Annotated in this window: 21 protein-coding genes; 8 read left to right on the forward strand and 13 right to left on the reverse strand. The window is 72.7% G+C overall.

The genetic code is table 11. The features are described 5' to 3' along the window. Positions 1–3: 3 nt before the first annotated feature. Genes hutI through hutH form a run of 4 tightly spaced genes read right to left on the reverse strand, consistent with a single transcriptional unit; the run spans position 4 to position 5654 of the window. Positions 4–1149 carry an imidazolonepropionase gene (gene hutI / locus AB0637_RS18965; protein ID WP_366174240.1) on the reverse strand — a complete coding sequence of 382 codons (1146 nt, stop codon included), beginning with the start codon at positions 1147–1149 and terminating at the stop codon, positions 4–6. Then, positions 1146–2447: a formimidoylglutamate deiminase gene (locus AB0637_RS18970; RefSeq protein ID WP_366174241.1), complete on the reverse strand. Its 1302-nt coding sequence runs from the start codon at positions 2445–2447 to the stop codon at positions 1146–1148. Before AB0637_RS18970 ends, hutI begins: the two co-directional genes overlap by 4 nt. Next, positions 2444–4099 carry a urocanate hydratase gene (hutU, locus tag AB0637_RS18975; protein WP_366174242.1) on the reverse strand — a complete coding sequence of 552 codons (1656 nt, stop codon included), beginning with the start codon at positions 4097–4099 and terminating at the stop codon, positions 2444–2446. The genes AB0637_RS18970 and hutU overlap by 4 nt, the downstream gene beginning before the upstream one ends. A 10-nt stretch (positions 4100–4109) precedes the next feature. Next, positions 4110–5654 (reverse strand): histidine ammonia-lyase, encoded by a 1545-nt coding sequence (hutH, locus tag AB0637_RS18980; RefSeq protein ID WP_366174243.1) that lies wholly within the window; start codon positions 5652–5654, stop codon positions 4110–4112. Between the two features lie 53 nt (positions 5655–5707). Here hutH and AB0637_RS18985 point away from each other — a divergent pair, with 53 nt between their 5' ends. Further along, positions 5708–6484 carry an IclR family transcriptional regulator gene (locus AB0637_RS18985; RefSeq protein WP_366174244.1) on the forward strand — a complete coding sequence of 259 codons (777 nt, stop codon included), beginning with the start codon at positions 5708–5710 and terminating at the stop codon, positions 6482–6484. A gap of 9 nt (positions 6485–6493) precedes the next feature. Beyond that, on the forward strand, positions 6494–6925 hold the full coding sequence (locus AB0637_RS18990; protein ID WP_366174245.1) for a hypothetical protein: 432 nt from the start codon (positions 6494–6496) through the stop codon (positions 6923–6925). Positions 6926–6927: 2 nt separating this feature from the next. Here AB0637_RS18990 and AB0637_RS18995 read toward each other — a convergent pair whose 3' ends face one another. Further along, a complete protein-coding gene (locus tag AB0637_RS18995; protein ID WP_366174246.1) occupies positions 6928–7368 on the reverse strand; it encodes a VOC family protein in 441 nt (146 codons plus the stop codon). A 90-nt stretch (positions 7369–7458) separates the two neighbouring features. Between AB0637_RS18995 and AB0637_RS19000 the strand changes: the two genes are divergently transcribed. Further along, positions 7459–8349, forward strand: coding sequence for a dihydrodipicolinate synthase family protein (locus tag AB0637_RS19000; RefSeq protein ID WP_366174247.1), 891 nt, complete (start codon positions 7459–7461; stop codon positions 8347–8349). Positions 8350–8473: 124 nt separating this feature from the next. Here the strand turns inward: AB0637_RS19000 and AB0637_RS19005 are convergent, their stop codons facing one another. The 5 genes from AB0637_RS19005 to AB0637_RS19025 all read right to left on the reverse strand — a co-directional run bounded on the left by AB0637_RS19005 (position 8474) and on the right by AB0637_RS19025 (position 14432). Continuing rightward, positions 8474–8956: a VanZ family protein gene (locus AB0637_RS19005; RefSeq protein WP_366174248.1), complete on the reverse strand. Its 483-nt coding sequence runs from the start codon at positions 8954–8956 to the stop codon at positions 8474–8476. Between the two features lie 4 nt (positions 8957–8960). Next, positions 8961–9539 carry a GNAT family protein gene (locus AB0637_RS19010; protein ID WP_366174249.1) on the reverse strand — a complete coding sequence of 193 codons (579 nt, stop codon included), beginning with the start codon at positions 9537–9539 and terminating at the stop codon, positions 8961–8963. A 162-nt stretch (positions 9540–9701) separates the two neighbouring features. Continuing rightward, the gene (locus tag AB0637_RS19015; RefSeq protein WP_366174279.1) at positions 9702–11276 is read right to left on the reverse strand and encodes a GMC oxidoreductase; all 1575 of its coding nucleotides are present in this window, start codon (positions 11274–11276) and stop codon (positions 9702–9704) included. Positions 11277–11296: 20 nt separating this feature from the next. Further along, on the reverse strand, positions 11297–12910 hold the full coding sequence (locus tag AB0637_RS19020; RefSeq protein ID WP_366174250.1) for an APC family permease: 1614 nt from the start codon (positions 12908–12910) through the stop codon (positions 11297–11299). A 52-nt stretch (positions 12911–12962) separates the two neighbouring features. Further along, the gene (locus tag AB0637_RS19025; protein WP_366174251.1) at positions 12963–14432 is read right to left on the reverse strand and encodes an aldehyde dehydrogenase family protein; all 1470 of its coding nucleotides are present in this window, start codon (positions 14430–14432) and stop codon (positions 12963–12965) included. A gap of 156 nt (positions 14433–14588) precedes the next feature. Here AB0637_RS19025 and AB0637_RS19030 point away from each other — a divergent pair, with 156 nt between their 5' ends. Then, a complete protein-coding gene (locus AB0637_RS19030) occupies positions 14589–15155 on the forward strand; it encodes a TetR/AcrR family transcriptional regulator (RefSeq protein WP_366174252.1) in 567 nt (188 codons plus the stop codon). A gap of 17 nt (positions 15156–15172) precedes the next feature. Here AB0637_RS19030 and AB0637_RS19035 read toward each other — a convergent pair whose 3' ends face one another. From AB0637_RS19035 to AB0637_RS19045, 3 genes are all read right to left on the reverse strand, one after another. Further along, complete coding sequence (locus AB0637_RS19035) at positions 15173–15634, reverse strand: OsmC family protein (protein ID WP_366174253.1); 462 nt, start codon at positions 15632–15634, stop codon at positions 15173–15175. Positions 15635–15704: 70 nt separating this feature from the next. Beyond that, positions 15705–16013, reverse strand: a complete 309-nt coding sequence (locus tag AB0637_RS19040) for a DUF1905 domain-containing protein (protein WP_366174254.1) — start codon at positions 16011–16013, stop codon at positions 15705–15707. A gap of 21 nt (positions 16014–16034) precedes the next feature. Next, positions 16035–17138, reverse strand: coding sequence for a spore photoproduct lyase family protein (locus tag AB0637_RS19045; RefSeq protein ID WP_366174255.1), 1104 nt, complete (start codon positions 17136–17138; stop codon positions 16035–16037). A 468-nt stretch (positions 17139–17606) separates the two neighbouring features. Here AB0637_RS19045 and AB0637_RS19050 point away from each other — a divergent pair, with 468 nt between their 5' ends. The 4 genes from AB0637_RS19050 to AB0637_RS19065 are packed head-to-tail and all read left to right on the forward strand — an operon-like array spanning position 17607 to position 20800. Next, the gene (locus AB0637_RS19050) at positions 17607–18662 is read left to right on the forward strand and encodes a tyrosine-type recombinase/integrase (protein ID WP_366174280.1); all 1056 of its coding nucleotides are present in this window, start codon (positions 17607–17609) and stop codon (positions 18660–18662) included. Then, on the forward strand, positions 18655–19356 hold the full coding sequence (locus tag AB0637_RS19055) for a hypothetical protein (RefSeq protein WP_366174256.1): 702 nt from the start codon (positions 18655–18657) through the stop codon (positions 19354–19356). Before AB0637_RS19050 ends, AB0637_RS19055 begins: the two co-directional genes overlap by 8 nt. Beyond that, positions 19353–20411, forward strand: a complete 1059-nt coding sequence (locus AB0637_RS19060) for a tyrosine-type recombinase/integrase (protein ID WP_366174257.1) — start codon at positions 19353–19355, stop codon at positions 20409–20411. The genes AB0637_RS19055 and AB0637_RS19060 overlap by 4 nt, the downstream gene beginning before the upstream one ends. Next, positions 20408–20800, forward strand: a complete 393-nt coding sequence (locus AB0637_RS19065) for a DUF6262 family protein (protein ID WP_366174258.1) — start codon at positions 20408–20410, stop codon at positions 20798–20800. Before AB0637_RS19060 ends, AB0637_RS19065 begins: the two co-directional genes overlap by 4 nt. Positions 20801–20903: the final 103 nt, after the last annotated feature.

Raw genomic sequence — 20903 nt, forward strand, 5'->3', positions numbered from 1 at the left:
CGTTCAGTGCACGGAGTGCGTGAGGGGGACCCCCGGCCGGTAGGCGAGGTGCGTCACGGACGGGGCGTCGAGGACGTGCAGGTCGGCGCGGGCCCCGACGGACAGGTGGCCGACGTCCGTGCGGCGCAGCGCGCGGGCGCCCCCGGCCGTGGCCGCGTGCACCGCCTCGGCGACGGTGAGGCCCATCTGCAGGACGGCCGTCGCGACGCAGAACGCCACCGAACTCGTGTAGCTGGAGCCGGGGTTGCAGTTGCTGGCGATCGCGACGGTGGCACCCGCGTCGAGCAGTCGGCGGGCGGGCGCGAGCGGTTGGCGGGTCGAGAGGTCGCAGGCGGGCAGCACGGTCGCGACGACGTCGGAGCCGGCGAGGGCGTCGACGTCGGCGTCCGAGAGGTGGTTGCAGTGGTCGACGCTGGCGGCGCCGACCTCGACGGCCAACCGGACCCCGGGCCCCTGCCCGAGCTGGTTGCCGTGAACGCGCAGTCCGAGCCCCGCGGCCCGGGCGGCGAGCAGGACCGTGCGGGACTGCTCCTCGTCGAAGGCACCCGTCTCGCAGAACACGTCGGCCCAGCGCACGTGAGCGCGCACGGCCTCCAGCTGCGCTCCGACGAGCTCGGCCAGGTAGTCGGCCGGCTCCTGCCCGGGGGCCACGATGTGGGCCCCGAGCCACGTCACCTCGTCGGTGAACTCGGCCGCCAGCAGCGCCGCGCGCAGTTCCTCGGCCGGCGTGAGGCCGTAGCCGGTCTTCGTCTCCAGCGTCGTCGTGCCCTGGGCGCGGGCCTCGGCGACGTGTCGGCGCAGGCCGCGGCGCAGCTCCGCGTCGGTCGCCGCGCGGGTGGCGGCGACGGTCGTCGCGATGCCCCCCGCCGCGTACGGGCGCCCCGCCATCCGGGCCTCGAACTCGTCGGTGCGGTCACCGGCGAAGACGAGGTGGGAGTGCGAGTCCACCCAGCCCGGGAGCACCGCCCGCCCGCACACGTCGATCCGGTCGTCGGCGTCGGGGGCCTCGCGGGCCGGTCCCGTCCACGCGACGACCCCGTCGTCGACGACGAGCGCGGCGTCGCGGATCCGCCCCAACGGGTCCTCGGCCGTGGCGCGTCCGGGGTCGTTCGTCGTGAGTTCGGCGATGCCGGTGTAGAGCGTGCTCACGCGAACCTCCGCAGGACCTCGGCGACGCGGTCCTCCCGCACCGCACCGTGCACACCCTGGCGGACGCGGACCTCTCCCGCCACGACGACGTCGCTCACGTCCTGGGCGGTGGCCGTCAGCGCGAGCTGCGCCGGCTCGGACCCCGCGGTGCGGACGGAGTCGGTGCGGACGGCGACGAGGTCGGCCGGCTGGCCGACGGCGATCGTCCCGCCCTCCAGGCCGAGGCTGCGGTGGCCGCCGGTCGTGAGGGCCGCGACGAGGTCGGCGGGGTCGAAGACACCGCGCCGCAGGGACCCCAGCCGGGCCGCGGCCTCCAGACCGCGGGTCTCCAGGAACGGGTCGACGACCGCGTGCTGGTCGGTGCCGAGGGCGAGGACGGACCCCGCATCGGCCAGCGCGCGGGCGCGGCCCACCCCGTCGCCGAGGTCGGCCTCCGTCGTCGGGCACGCCACCACGGACGCCTGCCGCGCGCCGAGGAGCGCGACGTCGGCGTCGGTGACGTGGTTGGCGTGCACGACGGACAGGGCCGAGCTGAGGGCGCCGGCGCGGTCGAGGAGTTCGGTCGGGGTGCAGCCGTAGGCGCGGCGGCAGGCCTCGTTCTCGGCGGGCTGCTCGGACAGGTGGACGTGGACCGGGCCGCCGAGGTCCCAGGCCGTCTCGGCGACGACCGAGAGGTCGGCCGGGCCGACGGCGCGCACCGAGTGGGCGGCGACGCCGACGCGGAAGAACTCGTCCGTCGGGACCTGCCGGACCCGACGGGCCCACGCCCGGGCGTCGCCGTCGGAGAACCGGCGCTGCTCGGGCAGGACGGGTTCGCCGGGAGCCGAGGTGAGGTAGAGGGCGTCGAGCAGGACGAGACGGATCCCCGCCGTCCGCGCCGCGTCGCGCAGGGCCAGCGCCATGGCGTTCGGGTCGTCGTACGGGGTGCCGTCGGGGCGGTGGTGCAGGTAGTGGAACTCCCCGACGGCGGTGAAGCCCGCGAGGACCATCTCGGTGAACGCGGCCGTCGCCAGCTCCCGGTAGGAGTCGGGGTCGAGGCGCCCGGCCACCGCGTACATCGCGGTGCGCCAGGTCCAGAACGTCCCGCCGTCGCCGTGGGTGCGGCCGCGCAGGGCGCGGTGGAACGCGTGCGAGTGCGCGTTCGCGAACCCGGGGAACACCACGCCCGTCAGCACCTCGTCGCCGGGTTCGGCGGCGACGCCCGGGGTGAGCGCCGTGATCCGGCCGGCCGCCACCTCGAGGCGCACGTCGCGGACGACCCCGCCGTCGATCCAGGCGGCTTCCGCGTGGAAGGTCACCGTTCCCACATGGGGACGCGCAGACCGCGTTCGCGGGCCACCTCGGCGGCGCGGTCGTAGCCGGCGTCGACGTGCCGCATGACGCCCGTGCCGGGGTCGTTCGTGAGGACGCGCTCGATCTTCTCCGCGGCCAACGGGGTTCCGTCGGCGACGGTGACCTGACCGGCGTGGATCGACCGGCCGATGCCGACCCCACCGCCGTGGTGCAGGGACACCCACGTCGCCCCCGACGCGGTGTTCAGCAGCGCGTTGAGCAGCGGCCAGTCGGCGATGGCGTCGGAGCCGTCGGCCATGGCCTCGGTCTCCCGGTACGGGGAGGCCACCGACCCCGAGTCCAGGTGGTCGCGACCGATGACGATCGGCGCGGAGATCTCGCCGTTGGCGACCAGTTCGTTGAACTTCAGCCCCGCGAGGTGGCGTTCCTTGTAACCGAGCCAGCAGATGCGCGCGGGCAGACCCTCGAAGTGGACCTTCTCCCCCGCCGCGGTGATCCACCGGCGCAGCTTCTCGTCGTCGGGGAACAGTTCGAGGATGGCGCGGTCCGTGCGGGCGATGTCCGCGGGGTCACCCGACAGCGCGGCCCACCGGAAGGGTCCGCGGCCCTCGGCGAACTGCGGGCGGATGTAGGCCGGGACGAACCCGGGGAACTCGAACGCGCGGTCGTACCCGCCGAGGCGGGCCTCCTCGCGGATCGAGTTGCCGTAGTCGAACACCTCGGCGCCGCGGTCCTTGAACTCCACCATCGCTTTGACCTGCTTGGCCATCGCCTCGCGCGAGCGGCGGGTGAACTCCTCGGGGTCCTTGGCCGCGAGCTCGTGCCACTCCTGCACGGTGACGTCCTCGGGCAGGTAGCTCAGCGGGTCGTGCGCCGACGTCTGGTCGGTGACGACGTCGATGGGCGCGCCGCGGTCGAGCAGTTCCGTGAACACCGTGGCGGCGTTCCCGACGACACCGACGGACAGCGGACGGCGGGCGTCGCGGGCGGCGACGACCCGGGCCAGGCCGTCGTCGAGGTCGTCGGCCAGTTCGTCGAGGTAGCCGTGGTCGACGCGGCGCTGCAGCCGGGCGCGGTCGACGTCGACGACGAGGACGACCCCCTCGTTCAGGGTCACGGCGAGCGGCTGCGCGCCCCCCATGCCGCCGGCGCCGCCGGTGAGGGTGATGGTGCCGGCGAGGGTTCCGCCGAAGCACTTGTCCGCGACGGCCGCGAACGTCTCGTACGTCCCCTGGAGGATCCCCTGGGTGCCGATGTAGATCCACGACCCGGCGGTCATCTGGCCGTACATCGTCAGACCGAGGGCCTCGAGGCGGCGGAACTCCGGCCAGGTGGCCCAGTCGCCGACGAGGTTGGAGTTCGCGATGAGGACGCGCGGTGCCCAGGCGTGGGTGCGGAACACCCCGACGGGTTTGCCGGACTGGACGAGCAGCGTCTCGTCGTCCTCGAGGGTCTCCAGGGTGCGGACGATGGCGTCGTAGGCCTCCCAGGACCGCGCCGCCTTGCCGGTGCCGCCGTAGACGACGAGGTCGTCGGGGCGTTCGGCGACCTCGGGGTCGAGGTTGTTCATGAGCATCCGCAGCGGGGCCTCCGTCTGCCAGCTCTTCGTGTGGAGTTCGTTCCCGCGGTGGGCGCGGACGGGACGCGGACCGGACATGGGGTTCTCCTCAGTCGATCTGGGTGACGGAACGGGCGGCGGACACGAGCTGCCGCGAGGCGACGAGACCCGTGACGGCCTCGATCTCGGGGGCGAGGAAACGGTCGGGGCCGGGGCCCTCGACGACGGTGCGGACGAGGCGCAGGAGTTCACCCGTGACGGGCGAGGGTTCCAGGGGTGCCCGCAGGTCCAGGGCGCGGGTGGCGGTCATCACCTCGATCGCGAGCACGCGGGTGAGGCCGTCGAGCGACCGGCGCAGCTTCCGCGCCCCGGCCCAGCCCATCGAGACGTGGTCCTCCTGCATGGCCGAGCTCGGGATGGAGTCGACGCTCGCGGGGACGGCGAGACGTTTGAGTTCCGACACGATCCCCGCGGCCGTGTACTGGGCGATCATCAGACCGGAGTCGACACCGGCGTCGTGCGCGAGGAACGGCGGCAGTCCCTGGTTGCGGGCCTTGTCGAGGAACCGGTCGGTGCGTCGCTCGGAGATGCTGGCGAGGTCGGCGACCGCGATGGCGAGGAAGTCCAGGACGTAGGCGACGGGGGCGCCGTGGAAGTTCCCGTTCGACTCGACCCGGCCGTCGAGCGTGACGACGGGGTTGTCGACGGCGGACGCGAGTTCCCGTTCGGCGACGGCGCGGGCGTGCGCGGCGGTGTCGCGACCGGCGCCGTGGACCTGCGGGGCGCAGCGCAACGAGTACGCGTCCTGGACGCGGGTGCACTCCGGGCCCTGGTGGCTCGCGACGATCGGCGAGTCCGCGAGCGCCCGGCGGATGTTCCCCGCGGCGACACGCTGGCCGAGCTGGGGTCGCAGCTGCTGCAGGTCGTCGGCGAACACGGCGTCGCTGCCCAGCAGGGCCTCGACGGACAGGGCCGCGGCGAGGTCGGCCGTCGCGAACAGGACGTCCAGGGTGTCGAGCGCGAGGGCGAGCTGGCCGAGCATCCCGTCGGTACCGTTGATGAGGGCCAGGCCCTCCTTCTCGGCCAGGACGACGGGTTCCAGCCCGGCGGCGGCGAGGGCGTCGGCCGTGGCGTGGAGCTCGCCGTCGCGGGTGCGGACGTGGCCCTCACCCATGACGGCGAGCGCGCAGTGCGCGAGCGGGGCGAGGTCGCCGGAGCAGCCCAGGGAGCCGTACTCGGTGACGACGGGGGTGAGGTGGGCGTTGAGGAGGTCGGCGTAGGCCTGCGCGGTACGGGCGCGGACGCCGGTGCGGCCCGTCACGAGGGTCGACAGGCGCAGCAGCATCGTGGCGCGGACGACCTCCGTCTCCACCTCGGCGCCGGAACCGGCCGCGTGCGAGCGGACGAGGCTGCGCTGCAACGCGGTGCGCTGGTCGGCGGGGATGTGCTTGGTGGCCAGGGCCCCGAACCCCGTCGAGATGCCGTAGTGGGGTTCGACGTCGTCGGCGAGGGCTTCGATGCGGGCGCGGGACTCCTCGACGGCGGCGAGGGCCGCCGGGTCGAGCTCGACGCGGGCGCCGTGGCGGGCGACCGCGACGACGTCGGCGACGCTCACCGGTCCGGTGGTCACGAGGACGTTCTTCACGTCCCTCACTCTGCAGCGCGGACAGGCCCGCGTCAGCGTCCCGCGCGGCGTCGGTGTCCAGGATGCTGGACACTCCAGGGGTGTCGTCCTCAGCGGGTGCGCCGACCGTCGGGGCGGCGCTGCGGATCCTGTCCTTCATGGCCGCGCAGCAGGGACCGGTGGCCGCCGCGACGCTCGCGCGGGCCCTGGACCTGCCCCGGTCGAGCGTCTACCGGTTGCTGGGGGAACTGGCCGAGCACGGGTTCGTCCTGCACTTCCCCGAGGCACGACGGTACGGGCTGGGCATCGCGGCGTTCGAGCTGAGCTCGGGGTACGTCCGGCAGGAACCCGTGACGCGGTTGGGGCGGCCCGTGCTGGCCGCGCTGGTGGACCGCGTCGGGGAGTCCGCGCACCTCGCGGTGCTCGTCGGGCGCGAGGTCGTCTACCTCGTGGAGGAGCGCGCGCCGCGGCGTCCGGCGCTCGTCACCGACGTCGGCGTGCGGTTGCCCGCGCACCTCACGGCCAGCGGGCGGGCGCTGCTCGCAGAGCTGCCGCGCGAGCAGGTGCGGGCGCTGTTCCCCGACGCGGCCGCCCTGGACGGACGGGGAGCGACGACGCTGCGGCACCTGCGCGCCGAGCTCGTGCGGACGCGGCAGCGGGGGTTCGCCGTCGAGGACGGGGAGATCACCGCGGGGTTCGCCTCCGTCGCGGTCGCCGTCACGGACCGGGCCGGGTGGCCCGTCGCGAGCCTGGCGGTGACGTTCGAGAGCAGCGGGGTGGACGACGGGCGGCGGGCGGAACTCGTCACGGCGGTGCGGCGGTACGCCGGGGAGTTGCGGCGGCGGCTGGTCGGGGGGTGAGATGAGCGGGTGGAGGAACCCGCGCACCGGTCGTGGTGGAACGTCGAGCTGAACGTCCGCCCGCTGCCCAGCCAGTGCTCACCCCGACCGGGGCCGGTCACCGACGCCGAGGACCCCGACCTCGCCGCGTTGCGTCGCCGGGTCGTCGACCCCGTGGTCCGCGGGATGCTGCGGCCCCACGAGGTCGACCGGCTGAGCGTGCACCGGGGCGTCGACGGTCGCGACGGCGACGTGTGGGTCGTCCTCGACACCCCCGGCGAGCGGTACGTCGACTGGCTGCCGTCGCCGTGGTGGCGACCGGAACCGCACGAGCTGGACCCGCCGGGTTCGGACGAGGAGATCGCCGCGCACCTCGCGGACCGGCTGCAGGACTGGTTCGCGGAGTCGTCCACCGGCTGGGGGCAGCTGCGGCCGGCCGTCTACGAGCTGCCCGTGGAGTGAGGTCAGCCCTTCGGCGCGGCCAGTTCCAGGGCGATGCCGTCGGGGTCGCGGAACTCGAGGATCCACAGGCCGCCCGCGTCCTTGACGCCGCCGTGCGAGGCACCGAGCGCGTCGAGGGTGTCCACCGCCGCGTCGAGGGCGGCGCGGTCGGCGACGGCGAGGGCGAGGTGGTCCAGCCCGACGCGGTCCTCGGAGAACGCGTCGTCCGCCGACGCGACCGGGCGCAGGCCGAGCAGCCCCCCGCCGGGGGTGCTGTAGATGACGCCGCCGAAGAGGAACCACAGCTGCTCGCGGGTCGCCTCGTCGGCGTCGGCGGGCAGTTCGTAGGCGACGTCCCAGCCGAAGAGGGCGTCGTAGAAGCGGCGCGACGTGGCGAGGTCGCGGACGGTGAGCCGGACGTGGCTGACCCCGGTCGTGGCGACGGGGGTGGGGGTGCTCGTCATGGCGGCAGGCTGGCACGGGACGGGTCGACCTGCAGTTCGACGTTCAAGCGCCTCGGTACCCTCCGGGGGGACGCCACCCCGGGAGGTCCTGTGTTCGGCCCGCTGTCCGCCTTCGTCCTCAGCCCGTTCGACGGCGACGTCGTCGACGAACGGGGCTTCACCTCGTTGGTCGAGCGCAGTGCAGCCGCGGGTGTGGACTCGGTCGGCGCGCTGGGGTCGACCGGGAGCTACGCCTACCTCGACCGGGCGCAGCGGGCCCGGCTCGCGCGGCTGGCCGTCGAGGCGGCGGGCGGGGTGCCGGTCCTCGTCGGGATCGGGGCGCTGAGCACGCGCGAGGTGCTGGCCGCCGCCGAGGACGCCGAGCGGGCGGGCGCCGCCGCGCTGCTGCTGGCACCGGTCTCGTACCAGCCGCTCAGCGACGAGGAGGTGTTCGGGCTCTACGAGGACGTCACGGCGGCGACGTCGGTGCCCGTGTGCGTCTACGACAACCCGCGGACGACGGGGTTCGCGTTCTCCGACGAGTTGCGGTCGAGGGTCGCGCAGCTGTCGGGCGTGGGGTCGGTGAAGCTCCCCGGCGTGCCCGAGGACGTCGACGCCGCCCGGACCTGGCTCGCGGGGCTGCGCGCCGCGCTGCCCGCGCACGTGACGCTCGGTGTCTCCGGGGACGCGCACGGGGTGCGGGGACTGCGGGCCGGGTGCGACACCTGGTACTCCGTCGTCGCGGGCGTCGTGCCGCGGACCTGCGTGGCGCTCGCGGCGGCGGTCGCGGCGGGTGACGACGCGCAGGTGGACGAGATCGCCGCGCGGCTCGCGCCGTTGTGGCCGGTGGCCGCCGCCCACGGCAGCGTGCGGGTCGCCGCGGCCTTCGCCGAGCAGTTGGCGGTCGTGCCGCGGGCGGGGTTGCCGCGACCGCTGCGGGACCTGCCGGCGGACGGGCAGCGGGTCGTGGCCGAGGTCGTCGCGGCGGGCGGCTGGGAGTAGGGCCCAGCGTGGGTGTCCCCACGGGTGCGGGTGTGGGACCGGGGTGCGCGTCGTCCTGACGACCGCGCGGCCGGTCCCACGGCTGCACCCACGTGGGACCGGCTGTGGGTGCGGAAGGGGTGCGTCAGACGGGGCGTCGCCGGGCGGCGAGGCGCAACGCGACGAGGGCCAGCACCCCTCCGACGACCGAGCCGAGGGTGTTGGCGAGCCAGTCGCCCGTGTCGCAGGAGCGGCCGAGGGCCGGCAGGAGCGCCTGGACGACCTCGATGAGGGCCGACGTCGCGCTGCCCAGCACCGCGGCGACCCACCACCGTCGGGTCGCCACCCCGGCGAGGAGCACGGGCGGGACGAAGAGGACGAGGTTGGCGAAGGACTCGACCCGCGCCGGTGTGGGCAGGGCCCACTCCGCGACGCACCGGGCGTAGAGCTCGCGGTCGACGGGGAGCAGCGTCAGGGCCGCGACGGGGACGAGGGCGAGCACCGTGAGGGCGACGGCGAGCCGGCGGTGCCGGACCAGCCACGCCCCCGCGAACGGCCCGACCACGACGACCGCCGCGAGGAGCAGGGGCGTCACCCACGGGTGGGTGACGAGCAGGGTGCTCAGCACCGCCTCACGCCGACCCCTCCGCACCGCGCAGCGCCGCCCACTCGTGGGCCAGGAGGGCGTACTCGTACCCGTCGACCCAGCCCAGCTCGGCGTGCCAGGAGTCCTGCACGCCGTGCTGCTCGCGGCGCATCCCGGCCTTCTCCAGGACACGGGCCGACGCGGGGTTGTCGGCGTAGCAGCCGGCCGTCACCCGGCGCAGCCCCAGCACGTCGAAGGCGGCCCACAGCAGGCCGCGGGCGAGATCGCTGCCGAGACCCCGCCCCCACACGGCCGGGGTCAGCACGTAGCCGATCCCGGCCTGGGTCCGCGTCGGCATCCCCGGCTGACCCATCCCGTCGACGACGTCGAGGAACCCCAGCCCGACGGCCCGCCCGTCGAGCTCGGCGACGCACGAGAAGTCGGTGTCGGAGTCCGGCACGGCCAGCCAGGCGCGGCGGAACGCGGCGGGTTCGGAGCGGGTCGTCAGCATCCAGCGGTTCACCGCCGGGTCGTTGCGGAGGGCGAGCAGCTCGTCGAGCTCGTCGGGGCGCGGGTCCCGCAGGACGAGGGCGCCGGAGCGGGCGGGCCAGGGGGAGGTCGGCACGCGGTCATCCTCGCAGCGACGACGACCGCGGCCAGGGGGCGAGGGCGACGTCGTGTGCAGGAACGCTGCACCCGTCCCGCGACACGCCGGGAGACCGACGGCGCGGGCACCGTTCCGGACGGATGGCTGCAGCGTTCCTGCACACCCCTGCTCCGACGTCCCTCAGCCCGCGGCCTTCAGCAGGTCCGAGCACTTCTCCCCGATGGACATCGTGAGGATGTTCGGGTTGACCGCCGGCAGGAACGGCATGACGGACCCGTCGGCGATCCGCAGGCCCTGCACCCCGCGGACGCGGAGTTCGGGGTCGCAGACTGCGAGGGGGTCCGAGGCCGGCCCCATCTTCGCCGTCGCGCTGGGGTGGTAGACGGTGTTGTGCGTCTTCTTGACGTAGTCGGCGATCTCGTCGTCGGTGACGACGTCCTTGCCGGGCGCGAGTTCCGCGCCGGCCCAGCCGGCCATCTCGGCCTGCTCGACGATGCGCCGCGCCAGCCGGACCCCCGCGGTCATGACGGCGAGGTCGTGGCCCTCGGGGTCGGTGAAGTAGCGGGGGTCGACCTTGGCGCGGTCGCGGAAGTCGCGCGAACGCAACCGCACCGTCCCGCGGGACTTCCCCTGCGTCACGTTCGGCGTGAGGCAGAACCCGTTGTCCGTCGTGGGGTAGCCCCAGCGGACGGTGTTCATGTCGAACGGCACGGAGCCGTAGTGCATCATCAGGTCCGGCAGCGCGGCGTCCGGGCCGGCGACCTCGGTGGTGGCGAAGACGCCGATCTCCCACCACTGCGAGGACCGCGTCACCATCGGCTGCAGCGCGTCCCAGAACACGAGGCCCTCGACGTGGTCGTCGAGGTTCTCCCCCACCCCGGGGGAGTCCACGACGACGTCCAGGCCGAACTCCCGCAGCTGCGCGGCCGGACCGATGCCAGACAGCATGAGCAGCTTCGGGGTGTCGATGGACCCCGCCGACAGGACCACCTCGCGCCGGGCCCGCACCTCGCCGTGGTGGATGCCGTCCGGGGACAGGAACTTCACCCCGGTGGCGCGCGGTGCGCCGTCGGGACCGGCTTCGAGGACGAGCTGCTCGACCCAGTACCCGGTCCGCACCGTGAGGTTGGGCCGGGACCCCATGACCGGGTGCAGGTAGGCGTGCGAGGTGGACATGCGGGTGCCGTCCTCGCCGGCGTTGATCTGGAACCAGCCGGCGCCGTTGCGCACCGTCGTCCCGCGGTTGAACTGCACCGTCGGCAGCCCGGCGGCCGCGGCCGCCTGCAGCAGCGCGACCCCGCACGGGTCGTTCGGGGGGACGTCGCGCAACCGCACCGGACCCGACGTCCCGTGGTGCGGGCCGCCGGCCGCGTTGTTCTCCAGCCGGCGCACGAGCGGCAGCACGCTGTTCGCACCCCAGCCCGTGCAGCCCAGTGCCTCCCAGGCGTCCAGCCCCTCGGCGGGCGGGTGGAACGCGATGCAGGAGTTGTGCGACGAACACCCGCCGAGCACCTTGGCCCGGGCGTGGCGCAGGAACGAGTTCCCGTTCTCCTGGGGTTCGACGGGGTAGTCCCAGTCGTAACCGGAGTCCAGGAGGTGCATCCAGTCCTCCAGGACGAGGACGTTCGGGTCGCCCACGTCGGACGGGCCGGCCTCGAGCAGGCACACCGTGACGTCCGGGTCCTCCGAGAGCCGGGCCGCCACGACGCACCCGGCCGTCCCGCCACCGGCGACGACGTAGTCGAACTCGTCCACGGGGGTGGACGTCTGCGAGGTCACAGCGGACCCTCCTTCTCCTGCGGGTCGACGATGGTCGAGAGGCCGGGGCTCGAGGACCCGGTGGTGACGGTGGGCGTGCTGGCGTGGTCGGCGAGGACGCCGGAGTGGTGCCGCAGCCGCAACCGGTAGTACACGATCCCGCCGCCGACGACGACGGCGATGAACAGCAGCGCACCCCACTTGAGGTACCAGTGGAACGGTGCCGCCGGGTTGTAGACCTCGGCCCGCGGCCAGAGGAGGTTCACCATCATCCCCACGCCCCACAGGACGGCGACGACGTTGACGGGCAGACCCCAGCGGCCCAGGGTGAACGGCGCCTTCGACCCGTCGGGCATGGGGGCCGGCCAGCGACCGCGCAACCGCGCGACCAGCAGCGGGATCGTCACCAGCAGGTAGGCGAGGTAGATCATCCCGACGGCCAGGCTCGTGAGGACGAGGAAGATCTGCGGCTGACCGACGTTCACGACGAGGATGACGACGGCCAGCACGCCGACGACCACGGCCGGGACGACGGGCGTGCGGTGCTTGGGGCTGATCCGGGCGAGCTTGGCCCCCGCGGGCAGGTTGTTGTCGCGGGCCATCGCGAACATCATGCGGATCGTCGCGGTGTGGACGGCGAGCGAGCAGACGAGGACGGCGACGACGACGCAGACGAGGAACGGCTTGCCGAACCCGGAGCCGACGGTGGACAGGACGAGGTGCTGCAACCCGCCGCCGGAGGAGGCCAGCTCCGGGTCGTCGAGGTTCGGGACGGCCATGAGGCCGAAGAGCAGGATGAGGCCGCCGAGCACGAAGGAGGCGACCACGGCCCGCAGCACGGCCCGGGGGGCGGTGCGCCGCGGGTCCTTCGTCTCCTCACCGAGGGAGCTGGCCGTGTCGAACCCGTACATGACGTAACCCGACGCCAACGCCGCGACGAGGAACGCCCCGAGGTACCCGCCGGAGTGGTCCACCCCGACCCCGCGGTTCTCCAGGACGACCTCCGGTCCGCGCGTGATGTGGACGGCGAGCAGCACGATGATGACGACGGCCGCGATGAGCTCGACGAACACCCCGGTGGAGTTGATGCGCGACATGAGCTTGACGCCGAAGGCGTTGACGAGGGTCGTGAACACCACGACGACGGTGCCCAGCACGACGGCGTTGAGCGCGTAGTCGGTGGCGTTCGTGCCGTCCCCGAAGAACTGGAACCCCGGCCACAGCTGCGGCAGCGTGAGCTGCACCGCGAGCACGACGGCCGCGAGCGTCACGACGGACGCGACGAGCATCGTCCACCCGGCGGCCCACGCGACGGTCGGCGACGCCAGCCGCTTCGTCCAGTTGTAGAGGGACCCGGCGACGCTGTAGCGGCTGGACAGTTCCGCGAAGCACAGGGCGACCATGAGCTGCCCGACGAACACGGCCGGCCAGGACCACAGGTAGCTCGGCCCGGCCGTCCCGTAGCCGAAGTAGAAGAGCTGGAACGTGCCCGTCAGGATCGAGATGTAGCTGACGCCCGCCGCGAAGCTGGCGAAGGAACCGATGCTGCGCTCGAGGCCGGGTTTGTAGCCGTACTCGTCCAGACCGTGCGAGTCCTCGGCCGCTGCCGTACCACCACCAGTGGGTTCCACCGTGCCTCCGTGTGATCGAAGAGTTCTCCTGCGGTCCGTGCGCCGGCCGGTGTCAGCCCTGGAACCACCCCGGGGCCGCCGGCCGGGTGGTGCGCCACACGTGCTTGGTCTCGCGGTACTCCGCGAGACCGGCGGGTCCGAGTTCCCGGCCGTTGCCGGACATCCGCTGCCCGCCCCACTCGGCCTCCGGCACGTAGGGGCCGAAGTCGTTGATCCAGACCGTGCCGTGCCGCAGGGCGGCCGCGACGCGCTCGCCCCGGTCGACGTCGAGGGTCTGCACGGCCCCGGCGAGGCCGTAGGTCGTGTCGTTCCCGAGGAACACCGCCTCCTCCTCGGTGCGGAACCGCTCGACGGTGAGGATCGGCCCGAAGGTCTCCTCCTGGACGATCCGCATGCTGCGGTCGCAACCGTCGAACACGGTGGGTTCGAGGAAGAACCCGCGCTGCAGGTCCGGGGCGTCCGGGCGGCGGCCCCCGGTGAGCAGCCGCGCCCCCTCCTCCAGTCCGAGGGCGACGTACCCCTCGACCTTCTCGCGGTGCTGCGCGGAGACGAGGGGACCGCTCTCGACGCCCTCCTCGAGACCGTTGCCGAACCGGATGCGCCGGGCGCGCTCGACCACACCCGCGACGAGGTCGTCGGCGATCGACTCCTCGACGATGAGCCGCGTCCCCGCGGAGCAGACCTGCCCCGAGTGCAGGAAGACGCCCGTGAGCACCGTGTCGACGGCGACGTCGAGGTCGACGTCGGCGAAGACGATGTTGGGGTTCTTGCCGCCCAGTTCGACGGTGACGCGCTTGACGGTGTCGGCGGCCACCTTGGCGATCGACCGGCCGGTCGCCAGACCGCCGGTGAAGGAGACGAGGTCGACCGCGGGGTGGCTCGTCAGCGCCGGGCCGACGGCACCGCCGGCCCCGAGGACGAGGTTCACGACCCCGGGCGGGGCGCCGGCCTCCTCCAGCAGCTTGACGAGGTGGACCGTCGTCAGCGGTGTGACCTCGCTCGGCTTGAGGACGACGGTGTTCCCCGCGACGAGCGCCGGGGCCACCTTCCAGGAGATCTGCAGCAGCGGGTAGTTCCAGGGGGCGATGAGGGTGCAGACGCCCACCGGGTGGTGCACGACGCGGCTGTGCACCTCGGGCCGGCCGACGTCGACGGTGCGGTCGACCTCCACCACGCCCTCGCGGGCGTAGTAGCGGAAGACGGCGGTGACGTCGTCGACGTCGATGCGCGACTCCGCCAGCGTCTTGCCCGTGTCGAGCGTCTCGGTCCGGGCGATCTCCTCGCGGTCACGCTGCAGGAGGTCGGCGACGCGGTCCAGGAGGGCGGCCCGTTCGGCGACCGGGGTCCGCGCCCACGGACCGTCGTCGAACGCCGTGCGCGCGGCGAGGACGGCGGCCTCGGCGTCCTCGGCGGCCGCCTCGTCGACGACCGCGAACACCTGCGCGTCGAACGGGTTCACCACGTCGCGGGTCCCGCCGGCCGCAGCGGAACGCCACTGGCCGGCGACGAAGAGTTCAGGCACGTGGACTCCTGGTGGTCTGTGGCCGGGTCGGGACGGACCCCCGGTCGACGGGACTGGTATGTCAGTGCGCGAGTCAACGTAGGGCCGCACCCACCGGTGGTCAAGGGTTGTGACGGAGCATGTTTCGACTGACCGTCCGGTAGGTAACCTGCCCCTGTGGCGACCCGGCGCGACATCCTCGACGGCACCCTCGACCTGCTGCGGCACGGCGAACCCGTGACGCTCGACGCCGTCGCCCGGACGGTGGGGATCACCAAACCCGGTGTGCTGCACCACGTGGGCAGCAAAGCCGAGCTCATGCTCTCGGTGGTCGACGACGTCGTCGACCGGTGGGACGTCGCGCTGCGGGCGCGCCTGGGCACCGATCCCGGGACGGCCGGTCCGGTCCGGCGGACCGCGGCCTACGTGGAGTTCGTCCTCTCGACGCGGTTCGACGCCTCCGACGTGGCCGTGTTCGCCGACCCCCGGCTGCGCGAACCCCTCACGGCGCGCTGGCAGGAACGCATGGCGACCTGGTTCGACCTCGACGGGTTGTCCCCGCAGGTCCGGGCGCGGCTGCAGGTGGCCCGCATGTGCGCGGACGGCGTCTGGTTCTCCGAGGCGACGTCCCTGTTCCCCGTCCCCGACGCCGAGCTGGCCGCCCTCGCATCGGTCCTGCGCGACCTCGTCGCACCGGACGGCGGCGCCGGGGCGCCCCGCGGTCCGTCGCCGGCGGGCGACTGACCGCGGGGCTCACCGCGTCAGGCCAGCGGGAGACGTTCCCACTCGCTGGAGAAGACGAGCCCGCTGCGCTTGAACAGCTGCGTCACGGGGCAGCGCCGCTCGGTCTCCTCGCGCAGGGTGGCGAACGTCGCCTCGTCGGCGTCGGTCTCGACCCGGACCCGGACGGCCACCCGGTCGAAGTTGGCGTTCCCCTCGGCCCCCGCACCGATGACCGCCGGGTTGAGGTCGCCCTGCACGTGGAACGACCAGGCGCCGAGCTGCACGTCGAGGCCCTTGGCGACGATGCTCCCCGTCACCTGGTTGCACGACGTCAGCGCGCCCAGCACGTAGCTCAGCGGGCTCGGCGCGGCGTCCTGGCCGCCGAACGACGGGTAGGTGTCGGCCTTGAACGTGTGCGGGTGGTCGCCGGGGACGGTGAGGTCCTGGGCGACCCCCGTCCCCTGGGCCTGGACGACGAACGGGACGGTCTGGGGGCTCACGGGTTCTCCTCTGCTCCGACAAGTACGTGAACCTTCACCCATCAGCCGGGTAGCGGCAACAGGGCCGACGTCAACGGGGCCCGCGCGCGGGGGTGAGGGTCATCCGGACGGCGACGACGTCCCCGAGCTCCAGGCCCTCGGCGTCGCGCACGGCCTTCTTCACGGGCAGGACGTACCCGCCGTCGCGCGGGAAGAGCGAGGTGGTCCAGTCCGTCGCACCCGTCCGGGCGGTGACGGGGATGCAGCCCCACCCGTAGCTCACGTCCCCGGCGACGGCGGCGATGTCGTCGGACTGCTCCGGCGGCACCGTGACGAAGTGGAAGGGCGCGGGGCCGCGCCAGTACCAGAGCTCGCCGCTGAACCGCAGGTCCCCGTGCACGGCACCAGGGTGCCGTGCACGTCAGGTCCAGTACAGGTAGCGGGCGGCGGGGAGCCGGTCGGCGATCGCCGTCTCGAACCACGAGCGGAGGGCGCGCATGGTGTCGCGGTCGTAGACGTGCTTCACGGCGCCGAACTTCCCGTGCTTGCGACTGCGGGTGGACTCGTCGAGGTCGAGCTTCGTCGCCGGGTACCAGCTGAGCTGCACGTCCTTGCTCTTCGGGGTGAAGCGGTGGGTGATGCACTCGACCGTGAGGTCCGCGTCGGCGGGGAGTGCGGTCGCGGCCGCGTCGAGGAGGCCTGCGTAGGCCGTGCGCCAGTCCTCGACGGGCATGATCGGCGCGATCGTCAGACCGACCGGGTACCCGGCGCGGGCCAGCCGGCCGAGGGCGCCCAGCCGTTCCCGCACGCGGGCGGTCCCGCCCTCGAACCGTTCGACGCCCGCGACGTTGACGGAGGCGCGCACGCGGGTGCGGCCGTGGTGGGGAAGGGCGAGCAGACCCTCGACGTCGTCGTACTTCGTCGTGAGCCGCAACTGGACTGGTCCGGGCCAGGAGTGGGTCCCGAAGTGGCTGACCGTGGCCGCGAGCGAGCCCGTGACGTGCTCCAGGGCGAGGGGATCGGTGTAGCAGGACGCCTCGAACGTCGTGCCCTCGTGACCGCGCGCCTCGGTTCCCGAGGTCACCGAGCCCGTGCCGACGACCTCGTCCAGACCGGCGAGGATCCGCGGCAGGTCGGCGTACACGCGCGTGATCGGCGGCCCCGTCAGCGACCCGGCGAGGTAGCAGTACTGGCAGTGCCCGGGGCAGCCCTCGGCGAGCGGGAAGGAGAAGTCCGCGCTCGGCGGGATGGGCGTCGGACGGCGCTTGGAGACGGCGCTCGTGACGACGGCGAGCGTCCGCTTCGCCCGGGCGTAGGTCTCGCGCTCGTCGGCGCCCTTGAGGGGTGGCAGCCGGTCGCCGGACAGCAGGCGGACGTCCTGCACTCCCGCCGCGGCGAGGCGGTCGAGGATCGCGCGGCCGTGGGGTTCGGCCTGGGCGGAGGCGGTGACGAGGACGTGCCGCGGGGTCCACAGGACGGGACCGCGGGTGGGGGTCGAGCGGGAGGTCGGGGCGCTGGAGGCCATCACCCAGTGCAACCGGTGGACGGCCCGACGGCATCCCGGAGCGGGCGGTGGGGTAGGTCACGGCCTCGGGGGGCTCGGGTTGGGGCCGGGTGTGGGACCGGCGCGGACGTCGTGGGGGCGACCGGCGGGCCGGTCCCACGGCCGCACCCACGTCGGACCGGGCGTGGGACCGGGCGTGGGGCCGGGCGTGGGGCCGGGCGTGGGAACACCTGTGGGTGTCCGCTCGACGTCGTCGGGGTGACGTGGACGGGACACCCACGGCTCACTCCACGTGGGTGTCCGGATGGGTGTCCCGACGGGTCAGGGGTGTCACTCGCAGACGGTGCCGTCGTGGTGTATCCGCAGCACGTTGAGCAGTGTCCTTGATGTCCACGTAGACGGCCCACGAAAGGGTGTCACGGGTCCTCTGGCGGGTTATCTGCATGTCGTTCTAGGTTCGGCGCCGTGACGGCCTACCGGGCGTGTCGAATGCGGTTACCTGACGGAACAACGTCCTCAACGCTTCTGGGCCCAGACGGGGTGGTCGCTCCGGCTGAGACCTACCTAGCTTTCTTGCACGACCTGGGGCGCTCCCCGCACACCATCCGCGGCTACGCTAGTGACCTCGCGTTGTGGTTCGAGTTCCTGCAGCAGACTCAGCGACGCTGGGATGAGGCGGTGATGTCGGACCTGGCCGCCTTCTCCGCCTACCTGCGCCGAACCAACCGCGCCAGGCCGCAACCGGACACGGTGATCGTGCACCCCGCCGGCGTCGTGCGATCTGCCCGCAGCTGCCAGCGAGCGTTGAGTGCCGTCTTCGGCTTCTACGACCACCACAGCCAGACGCCGTTGTCGGTGGCGTTGAACCGCAGCCGGCAGCAGCGTCAGCACACTCGCCAGCACGCCTCTCGCACGCGTCGGCATCCCCTGGGGGTCAAGGTGTCCCACGCCATCCCTCAGTCCTTGACAGGCGAGGAGCTCGCCATGGTGCTCGCGGCTCCACCGCGATATCGCGACCGGCTCCTGTTGGCCCTCATGGGTCTGAACGGCCTGAGGGTCGGCGGGGCATTGGGTCTGCGTCACGCCGATCTCAGCTTGCGCCGTCAGGAGCTGCGAGTGGTCCCGCGCTCCGACAACGCCAACGGTGCCCGCGCCAAGCGGTGGAACGTGCTGACCGTTCCCCTGCACCCGATGGTCGCGGACCTGTACGCCGACTACCTCGAGTACGAGTACGGCGAGCTGGACTGCGACTACGTCTTCGTCAACCTCTGGGGCGGGCAGATCGGACAGCCGCTGAGCTACGACAGCGTCCGCAGCCTCATCGCCAAGACGACTCACGCCACCGGTATCGGCTTCACCGCGCACACGTTGCGGCACACCTTCGCCACGACGCTGCGCCGTGGAGGAGCGCCGATGGAAGTGGTCAGCGAACTGCTGGGTCACAGCAGTGTCACCACCACGCGCCAGACCTACGTGCACACCACCGTTGAGGATCTGCGGGAGCGGTTGTCCCACGTCGAGGGGTGGTCGGGGATTCATGCCTGAGCCGTTGCGTCTGCTGCCCGTCCTGACCACAGGATCGGGGCCGTCTGCAGCGGGCCGGCCGTTCACGGACAGTGACAACCCGCACGAGCGGGTGCGGGCCCTGCTGCAGCCGCGTTTCCTGCAGCCGGTGGTCGTCCCCGAGCCGGGGGACGTGGCGTTGTGGGGCCGCACCTGCACCATCACCGGCTGTGAAGGCTGGGATGCCCACGGAACCCCGGTTCTGTGCGCGGTGCACCGAAACCGCCTGCGCTACCTGCGGACCTCCTTGAGTCGTCGTCGCGGTGAGTCTCGCGGTTCGGACCTGACGCGTCAGGGCTACTGCCAGGACGCTGACCTCCATGGCGGCCCGGCGGGCCGGAACCACCCCGGCTACGACTTCACCGACCTCCCCCCACGTCTGGAGATCGAGCTGCGGTTGCTGCTGCAACTGCGCTGCGAGCAACAGCGCACCCTCCTGCGCCGACACGAACTGCAGACCATCAAGAAGACCGCGCGAACAGCTGGACTCACCAGCCTGTTACCGTCGACGCCACAGCCGGTTGAGAACCGGTGGATGACCTCCCATGAGGTCCCTGCCGCCACGTGGGCGGTCCGCAGGACCTCAGCCGGCAGCTGCTGCTGGACTACTGCGCCTGGATTCATCGCCAGCCCGGCGTGGCCCCCAGCCAACGTCAGGGCCTGGTCAGTGGCGTGAAGATCCTCCTGGACGACCACCGGCTCAAAGGCTGGTCACCCTCGATCCCCGAGAACGTCGCCCTACGGCGCGGTGAACTGCCTCGGCGAGAGGAACCGCTACCGCGCCCCATCCCCGACGTTCTGCTGCGCCAGATCATGGCCGAGGACAATCTGCAGCTGGTCCGTCCAGACTTCCGGGTGATGCTGCTGATCCTGCACGAGCACGGCTTCCGCGCCGGCACCCTGGTCAGCTTGGCCATCGACTGCCTCGGTGAAGACGCCGACGGCTTCCCCACCGTGCGGTGGTGGAACACCAAGCGTCGCCGTGAGCGGCTGCACCCGGTGCGCAACCCGGCCGTGGTCGCTGCCATCCAGCAGCAGCGCCACCGCGCTCTGCGGTGCCACCCGGGTACGCCGTGGTTGTTTCCCTCCTCCCACGCCAATGCTCTCGGAGACCGGCACACCTCCGCGGCCACGGTCGTGGGCCGGTTCACTGCCTACCAGGCGCGCATCGGCCTCACCGACCCCGCCGGCGCAGCGGCGCAGGTCACCTTGCACCAGTTCCGGCATACCTTCGGCACCCGGGAGCTGAACAACGGCGCCAGCCAGGAGGTCGTGCAGGAACTGCTGGACCACGACGATCCTAAGGTGACCCGCGGCTACGCCCGTCTGACGGACAAGAAGCTGCGCGAGGAGTTTCTGACTGCTGCGCGCTTCAACATCGCCGGAGAGCGGTTGGACTCCCTGGGGGCGGGCGGCCCGCTGGCTGATGTGGCGTGGATGAAGGAGAAACTCAACCGCGCCCGCGTCAGTCTTCCCAACGGCTACTGCTCGCTACCGTTGCAACAGGACTGCGAGGTGCAGAACGCCTGCCTGGACTGCAAGGCGTACTTCGTCACCACACCCGATTTCCTGCCGGCGCATCAGGCGCAACGAGACCGGACAGCCGAGCTGATCCGTACCGCGGAGGAGGAGGGAAAGCTGCGCATCGCGCAGAAGAACCGGCAGGTCCTGGTGAAGCTGGACACGCTCATCGCCTCCCTGAAGATTGCCTCCTCGAAGGCGACGCAGTGACCAGCGGCTTGGAGCGCTACCGCGTCCAGCGCAAAGACGACATCTGCCGACGCGTCGAGACGACCTTGCGCAGCCTCGATACCGCCGGGGAGGCGATCACCATCGCTCGGGTGGCTCGCGAGGCGGGCGTCTCACGACAGTGGCTCTACACCAGCAGCTATCGAATTGAGATCGAGCAGCTCCGCGCTCGGCACATTCACGGTGGCGGGAGCAGGTCACGCTCGGCACGGGAGCGTGCCAGTGAGGCGTCCCTGCGCAGTCAGAACGAAGTCCTCAGGACACGGCTGAAGGCCGCACGGGCAGAGACCGAGCAGTTGCGCAATGAGTTGCAACGAGCGCTCGGGGCGCTGCGAGCCGGGCGGCCGTCGGCGACCGCACACGACCCCTGAGATAGCCGCTGCCCCGTCGCGGCTCACGCCGTGACCATGCGCTTCAGCGGTGGAATCGCATCTCATGCCAAACCGATACGCAGTGGAGGCTGAGGCCGAGGAA

Origin of the sequence: Kineococcus sp. NPDC059986 (genome assembly GCF_040702905.1) — a bacterium.
Classification (GTDB): domain Bacteria; phylum Actinomycetota; class Actinomycetes; order Actinomycetales; family Kineococcaceae; genus Kineococcus.

Coding starts and splice junctions, on each gene's coding strand:
- hutU (WP_366174242.1), bottom strand. CDS start 4,099: ATGTCCGGTCCGCGTCCCGTCCGCGCCCACCGCGGGAACGAACTCCAC.
- AB0637_RS18985 (WP_366174244.1), top strand. CDS start 5,708: ATGCTGGACACTCCAGGGGTGTCGTCCTCAGCGGGTGCGCCGACCGTC.
- AB0637_RS18995 (WP_366174246.1), bottom strand. CDS start 7,368: ATGACGAGCACCCCCACCCCCGTCGCCACGACCGGGGTCAGCCACGTC.
- AB0637_RS19045 (WP_366174255.1), bottom strand. CDS start 17,138: ATGGCCTCCAGCGCCCCGACCTCCCGCTCGACCCCCACCCGCGGTCCC.
- AB0637_RS19050 (WP_366174280.1), top strand. CDS start 17,607: ATGCGGTTACCTGACGGAACAACGTCCTCAACGCTTCTGGGCCCAGAC.
- AB0637_RS19055 (WP_366174256.1), top strand. CDS start 18,655: ATGCCTGAGCCGTTGCGTCTGCTGCCCGTCCTGACCACAGGATCGGGG.